Here is a 6,000-nt window from a genome sequence, read left to right as displayed (position 1 = left end):
TCTCACTCACCCCCCCCCCCCCCCGGGGGGGGGGGGCCCCCCCCCCCCCCCCCCGCCCCCCCCCCCCCCCCCCGCCCCCCCCCCCCCCCCCGCGGAGGGTGGCACAGTGACGGGTTTCCCACCACGCACTCCTTCCCCCCGGGCCACAATGGTGAGCCCCAGCGCCACCAGGAGGATGTCGTGAGCGACCGGATCCCGCGCGACCGGCAGGGCCAGTGGCGCAGGCAGCGAGGCCTCGGCTCCCGCGGTCCCACCAGGGTGCCCACCCACCCGCCGTTGCCGTTGCCGGACGGGATCGCGGCGCCGGAGGAATCCGAGCAGCGGCCGTCGGGCAAGGGAACCGGCAGGCTCGGCGAGCCACTCCCGGACGGCCCGACCCCGCCCGCCGACCCGCCGCAGTAGCCCGGGCCGCGCACCAGGTGTTACGCGGCCTCGAACGTGACCATCGCGTCGCCGGCCGCGGCGGCCGCGGCGAAGAAGTCCCTCAGCCTGCGGAGGTCGGCGGTCAGAGCACCGGCCCACGCCTCGGACCACGGGGTGGCGAACCCGAGGGACACGACCTCGGCCGCCACCGCGGTGTCCACGGTCCTCACCAACCCGTCGACGCCCACCGCGTCCAGGAAGCCCGATGCCGTCCGGACCTCATCGGGCCGGAGCACCCACACCTTGATCTCGGTGAACTCGTCGTCACAGTCGGGATCCCCCTCGACGACCACCCGTTCCTCACCTCCGAACACCGGCAGTCGGGCTGCCGGCGAGTCCGGGCCCGAGCCACCGGCCGCCTTCGTCAGCGCGACGTCCATCAGGTACCCGTTGCGCTCCACGCCCAGCACCGCACCGGCCTCGTCCAGCGGCCCGAAGTCGTCGTCGGACCAGCCGGGCACCAGGGCATGGAGCTCCCTCGGCGACAGTTCGTCCAGAACCGCTCCGTCCACCCGCCGCCAGAAGAAATCCACGCTCATGCCCCGCCCCTTTTTCCTGTTCTCTGCGCCAGGTTAGGCGGGCCCGCCGACAGCCGACGTCGTGGACGACCGGGCGCCGCCCGGGAGCCCGGGCCTACGGGCGCCGGCCACGGAAGCCGTGGCTCAGGCCCACGGCGGCCTGCCCCGCCCGTCCGCCCACAGGGCGAGCGCCCGCTGGTCGACGGCGCGGATGCCGACCTGGGTGCAGAACGCGGCGGCGGCCTTGGTGAACGAGCTGGTGGTCACCACGGCGGCCAGGTCGCAGTGGTGGACGTCGCGGTAGGTGCCGTTGACCTTCTGGACGTCCTCGGAGCCGACGGATGTCCGCGGCCCGTATCGCTTGGCCTGGATGAGGATCCGCTGCCCGTCCGGGGTGGTGGCCAGGACGTCCGCCGCGAGGTCGCCGGCCCCGCCGACCACCTTCACCTTCGTGCAGCCGTCCCGGCGGCACAGGTCTGCCAGCGCGTGCTCGAAGGCCTTCGGGGTCATCGCCAGGAACGACCCGATGTGCCGCAGTTGGGCGGTTCGCGCATCCAACTCCCGCTGCCGGGACCGCACCCGCGAGCGCAGCACGGCGACACCCGCGCCCGCGCCGGCCACCAGCAGCACGGCGACCAGCACGAGGTGCTGGGCAAGCCAGCGGACCACCAGCGAGGCCAGAACGACCGCGACCAGCGCGACCGCCCCCAGCAGCGGCGCGTTCCGCTTCATCCACCGCACCCGGCGGGCGGTCGTCGACCGACGTCGCCGAACAGGACTACGGGCCACGGCACTCCCCCTCACGCCACGGTATTCGGACGAGCGTAGAAGCAGCCGTGCCGGTGCGCCCGCGATCCGGGCGAACTCCGGCGGCCGGACAGCCGAGTTGACCGAATCCCGGCAACCGACGGCCGAACCCCCGCCGCCCCGACCTCCCGCGCGTGCAGGCAAGGGCCCTCTCCGACCTGCGGCGCGGTACAGCCTTTGCCATTTCTTGACTATGCTGCGATGCCGGGCTGCCGGGTCGGGCGGTGCCATGAGGCGTGCCCATCATGCCCGTCGTGCCCGCCGTGCCACGCGTCCGGTGGCGAGGGGCGGCCGCGGACCTCCGCTTCGGCCCGCCGCACTGGATGTCGCCGCGTCAACCCCCTGGAAGGCTCAACACCATGACCCGTCTCTCCTGGCTGTCGCGGGCTGCGGCGACCGTGCTGCTCATCCTGGAGTCGGTGGCGGTGGTGCTGTACTTCGGCATCGCGGTTCCGATGTTCTACAACGGCGTCGGGTTCGAGGACGAGGTGGCGCCGAGGTCGAAGGTGATGCCGCACCTGCTGGCGCTCGGGGGGTACACGATGGCCGGGATCAACGGGTTGGCGGTGCGCGAGCTCTGGCGTCTGCGGCCCGGTGACGGCAGGGTCCTGGTCATGGCGATGGCCGGGGTGCAGGTGCTGCTGCTGGGGTATGCGGCGCTGTCGGGCAACTATCTGTTCGCGATCTTCGCGGCGCCGGTGCTGCTGTTGCTGGGGGTGGTGGCCGCCTCCGAGTACCGGCGCGGCGCCCGCCGGGCCGCCGCGGGGTGACGAGGCCGGCCCGGGGCATCCGCAGGGCCGGCGGCACCGTCCGGACGGTCACGCGCGGCGAGTCGCGGTCGGCTCAGCCCGGGCCGCTCTGCCCCCGTCCGCGTGCTTCGGCGTACTCCTTGAACCGCCTCAGGTCCCCCTTCACCCGGTGGTCGACCGAGGCCCTGGCCTCGGCGGCCTTCTCCCCCGGCCGCTCGGGCCGGACGTCGACGGCGAGGGTGACCCGGGTGTGGCCCGGGTCGAGCCGCCGGAAGGTCACCTTCTCCTTCCGGTCCGCGTCGCCGTCCACGGCCCGCCAGGCGATCAGTTCCTCGGGCTCCTGGTCGACGATCTCGGTGTCGTATTCGCGGGTGACGCCGTCGATGCTGGTGCGCCAGTGGATGTGGCGGTCGTCGAGCCGGGTCACCGAGTCGACGCCGTCCATGAAGCGCGGGAACTCCTCGAACTGCGTCCACTGGTTGTAGGCGGTGTGCAGGGGCACGGCCACGTCCACGGATTCCTTCACCGTGCTCATGAGGACCTCCTCGTAGGCTGCGGCCGGGGCCTTCCCGCCCGTCTGTGCACCTGCCCGTCCGGCACCGGCGCAACCATCCCGCATCCCGCCACCGTCCCGGCGGTCCGACCCGACCCGGACCGAACCCGGACCGGACCCGCCCGGACCAACCGGCCCGGGCCAAGCCGCCGGAGAGTCCGGCCCGACCGGGTCGGCTCAGGGCGCGGAGCGCGACCCGTCGCCCTCGGCCAGGTGCCGGGTCACGGTGTCGAGGTCCGTGCCCAGCCGCTGGGCGGCGCCGACGAGCAGGCTCAGCGCGGTGTGCGGGGTCACATCGAACCGTTCAGCGGTGATGCCGATGGCGAGGCCGGTGGCGTGCCTGCGGTCCAGCAGGTCGGCGACCGCCCGGGACAGCGCGAAGCGGTCGAGGGCGGCCGATGCCTGGAGGGCGAGCACCTCCACCAGGCCGAGGGCCGGGGTGCCGGGCTCGACCGGGGTGCGCAGGTAGGCGCTGAACACGGTGCAGCCGTGCGGGTGGGTGCGCAGGTGGGCGCAGGCCACGGCCCGTACGCCGCAGCGCCGGGCCCGGTCGGCGAACCGGTCCGACCGGCCGGGGTCCAGCCGGACCACGACCTGTCCTTCGCCCTGGCGGCGGAGCCGGGGCAGCGGGCCCGCTTCCGAGCCGCCCTGCGCGCGTTCGAGGGCGAGCAGGTACGAGGGGGTCGCCGCGAAGGTCTCGACCGAGCCGTCGTCGTGCCAGGTGCTGACGGCGGCGCCCACGCAGTCCGGGACCGTGACCCGGGTCAGCTGCACCACGTCGTGCAGGCTCTGGAGGGGCCCGGACCGGACCCGTTCGTGGGCCGCGAGTTCGCCGAGTTCGGCCAGGAGCGCCGCGCGGGCCCGGTCGTTCGCCGGCGCCCCGGCCGCCGCCGTGGCGACGTCGGCCGGGCCTTGGCGTGCCAGCAGCAGGCGGGCCCTGGCGACCGCGCGGACCGCGTCGGCCTCCCCGGTGTAGATGCCGATCGTGTAGCAGACGTCGCGCAGCCGCTGCCCGGCTTCCGGCGAGCTCGACGGGGACAGGGCCTCGTACTCCGCGACCAGCCGGCCGAGCGCAGCGACATCCACCATGGGCATGAGCACCTCCGTGTGTTTACGGAAAGTATGCGCCGATCACGCAGCGAAACCGCGCCGTCGGCCGCCTCACCCCGGTGGTCGGCCCGCCGACGGCCGCTGACACCCGCCGGAGACCGTCAGTGGACGTCGGGGGTCGAGGGCTTCCGGCCGTCGGCGCAGGCGCGGAGCACCGCGAAGGCAGTCGCCGGCGTCAGGGCCCAGCAGCCCGCGAGGCCCCAGGGGAAGGGGGTCTTCGACGCCCCCGGTCCGGCGGCCAGGAGTCCCAGCGACAGCAGCGCGAGCCCGATGACGGCCCGCGGCCGCAGGCCTCGCACCAGGTCCCAGGCCCGGCCGCGCAGGCCGAGCCGGACGGCGCGCAGCCACGGTTCCGGGGCGCGGTCGCGGCGCGGCGGCCTTCCGGTTCCGCGCGGTCGCGCCCGCTCGTGTCCGCCCATGGTGTCCGCCGCCTCGCCGCGCCGTCCCCCGTGGTCCCGCACCGGGTGCCCCGGATGCGCAATCGCCAACGCCCGGCCACCGCCCGACCGCCCGGCGGCCCGACGGCCCGACGACAAGCCCGAGGCGGCCCCGCCGAGGCCACCCGCCGTTTCAGGCGGCACCCTCGGCCGCTCCGCCGGTCCCGTCGGTTCTGTCGGCCCAGCCAGGGGCGTCGCGGTCCTCCAGTTCCTCGCGCAGCCGGGCCAGGGTGGCGCTGAGCAGTCGGGAGACGTGCATCTGGGAGACGCCGATCCGCTCCGCGATCCGGGACTGGGTCCAGCCGTTCCAGAAGCGGAGTTCGAGGACGGTCTGCTCGCGGACGGGCAGCCGGGCCAGCAGGGGGCGCACCGCGATGCGGAAGTCGGCGAGTTCGATGCCGGGGTCGCAGCCGCCGAGGTGGTCGAGCAGGGCGCTGCCGCTCTCGTCGGTGTCCTGGTCGCGCAGGGCGTCCAGGGAGTCGGGGCGGTAGACGCGGCCCGCCATCAGTCCCTCGGTGGCCTGTTCGACGGTGAGGTGCAGGTCCTCGGCGATCTCCTCGGGCTGCGGGAGGCGGCCGAGTTCCTGTTCGAGGCGGTCGGAGCCGCGGGCGACGCAGAGGTAGAGCTCCTGAGTGCCGCGCGGGACCCGTACCGGCCAGGAGGTGTCGCGGAAGAACCGTTTGATCTCGCCGGTGATGGTGGGGATCGCGTAGGTGAGGAATTCGACGCCGCGCTGCGGGTCGTAGCCGTCGACGGCCTTGATCAGGCCGATCGTGCCGACCTGGAGGATGTCGTCCATGTCCTCGGCGCGGTGGCGGAAGCGGGCCGCGATGAAGCGCACCAGTGGCATGTTGAGCTCGATGATCGTGCCGCGCACGTAGCTGTAGGCGTGGGTCTCGCGGGCCAGCCCGGCCAGCCGTCCGAACAGCGCGTCGCTCAGTTCGCGGGCCTCGGACTTGCCCATCCGGCGCAGTTCGGCCGCCGTCGGTCTTCGCGGCAGGTCGGGGGGCAGGCCCTCGGGCGGGGCCTCCGGGTCGGTCGTTTCCAGGTGGATGGACACGTGATCACTCCTGGGCATCGGGGTGAACGCCCGGCGACGCGTGCGGATCCGCACCTCGTGCGTCGCGGACTTCTTCCCCCAGGACCCGTGCCCGGTCTCTTCGAGCGCGGTCCCGGCGGCACCGTCCACGGTGCCGAGCAGCCGGAACGGTCACGGCCGCTGTATGAGTGTTCCTACCCCGGGGAGGCGTTTCCGAACTCACGTTCCAGGCGTTCTCCTGCTTCCGGGCGTTCTCCTGTCCGTTTTCCGGGCGGTCGCGCAACGGCACGGCCCGCGCGGGCGGGCGGCGCGCCTCCCGACCGGTGTCCGCGCGGGTGGTCGGGCGCGCCTCCCGACCGGCGGC

8 protein-coding genes are annotated in these 6,000 nt (G+C 74.3%); 2 read left to right on the top strand and 6 right to left on the bottom strand.

The window, feature by feature from the left end; genetic code table 11:
* The first annotated feature begins 180 nt into the window (after nucleotides 1–180).
* Nucleotides 181–402 carry a hypothetical protein gene (locus ACWGJO_RS08940; protein ID WP_452182837.1) on the top strand — a complete coding sequence of 74 codons (222 nt, stop codon included), beginning with the start codon at nucleotides 181–183 and terminating at the stop codon, nucleotides 400–402.
* 20 nt (nucleotides 403–422) lie between these two features.
* On the opposite strand, the gene ACWGJO_RS08935 is transcribed toward ACWGJO_RS08940, so the two are convergent.
* Nucleotides 423–962, bottom strand: a complete 540-nt coding sequence (locus ACWGJO_RS08935; protein ID WP_452182836.1) for a hypothetical protein — start codon at nucleotides 960–962, stop codon at nucleotides 423–425.
* A gap of 123 nt (nucleotides 963–1,085) precedes the next feature.
* Entirely contained in the window at nucleotides 1,086–1,673 is a 588-nt protein-coding gene (locus ACWGJO_RS08930) for a restriction endonuclease (protein ID WP_452182835.1), read from the bottom strand.
* Nucleotides 1,674–2,107: 434 nt separating this feature from the next.
* On the opposite strand from ACWGJO_RS08930, the gene ACWGJO_RS08925 reads away from it, so the two are divergent.
* Nucleotides 2,108–2,518, top strand: a complete 411-nt coding sequence (locus tag ACWGJO_RS08925; protein WP_452182834.1) for a hypothetical protein — start codon at nucleotides 2,108–2,110, stop codon at nucleotides 2,516–2,518.
* A 73-nt stretch (nucleotides 2,519–2,591) separates the two neighbouring features.
* Here the strand turns inward: ACWGJO_RS08925 and ACWGJO_RS08920 are convergent, their stop codons facing one another.
* From ACWGJO_RS08920 to ACWGJO_RS08905, 4 genes are all read right to left on the bottom strand, one after another.
* Nucleotides 2,592–3,032 (bottom strand): SRPBCC family protein, encoded by a 441-nt coding sequence (locus ACWGJO_RS08920; RefSeq protein ID WP_452182833.1) that lies wholly within the window; start codon nucleotides 3,030–3,032, stop codon nucleotides 2,592–2,594.
* A gap of 195 nt (nucleotides 3,033–3,227) precedes the next feature.
* Entirely contained in the window at nucleotides 3,228–4,139 is a 912-nt protein-coding gene (locus ACWGJO_RS08915) for a DUF5133 domain-containing protein (RefSeq protein WP_452182832.1), read from the bottom strand.
* Between the two features lie 122 nt (nucleotides 4,140–4,261).
* Nucleotides 4,262–4,648: a hypothetical protein gene (locus ACWGJO_RS08910; protein ID WP_452182831.1), complete on the bottom strand. Its 387-nt coding sequence runs from the start codon at nucleotides 4,646–4,648 to the stop codon at nucleotides 4,262–4,264.
* 82 nt (nucleotides 4,649–4,730) lie between these two features.
* Nucleotides 4,731–5,675: a SigB/SigF/SigG family RNA polymerase sigma factor gene (locus tag ACWGJO_RS08905; RefSeq protein WP_452182851.1), complete on the bottom strand. Its 945-nt coding sequence runs from the start codon at nucleotides 5,673–5,675 to the stop codon at nucleotides 4,731–4,733.
* Nucleotides 5,676–6,000: the final 325 nt, after the last annotated feature.

The sequence above is a fragment of the Kitasatospora sp. NPDC054795 genome (assembly GCF_053611565.1).
Note: the sequence above shows the minus strand (reverse complement) of the source record. Positions and strands in the feature narration are given on the sequence as shown.

What these genes read in the sequence shown, in the direction of transcription:
- ACWGJO_RS08935 (WP_452182836.1), bottom strand. Translation starts at nt 962, where the DNA reads ATGAGCGTGGATTTCTTCTGGCGGCGGGTGGACGGAGCGGTTCTGGAC.
- ACWGJO_RS08930 (WP_452182835.1), bottom strand. Translation starts at nt 1,673, where the DNA reads ATGAAGCGGAACGCGCCGCTGCTGGGGGCGGTCGCGCTGGTCGCGGTC.
- ACWGJO_RS08925 (WP_452182834.1), top strand. Translation starts at nt 2,108, where the DNA reads ATGACCCGTCTCTCCTGGCTGTCGCGGGCTGCGGCGACCGTGCTGCTC.
- ACWGJO_RS08920 (WP_452182833.1), bottom strand. Translation starts at nt 3,032, where the DNA reads ATGAGCACGGTGAAGGAATCCGTGGACGTGGCCGTGCCCCTGCACACC.
- ACWGJO_RS08915 (WP_452182832.1), bottom strand. Translation starts at nt 4,139, where the DNA reads ATGGTGGATGTCGCTGCGCTCGGCCGGCTGGTCGCGGAGTACGAGGCC.
- ACWGJO_RS08905 (WP_452182851.1), bottom strand. Translation starts at nt 5,675, where the DNA reads ATGCCCAGGAGTGATCACGTGTCCATCCACCTGGAAACGACCGACCCG.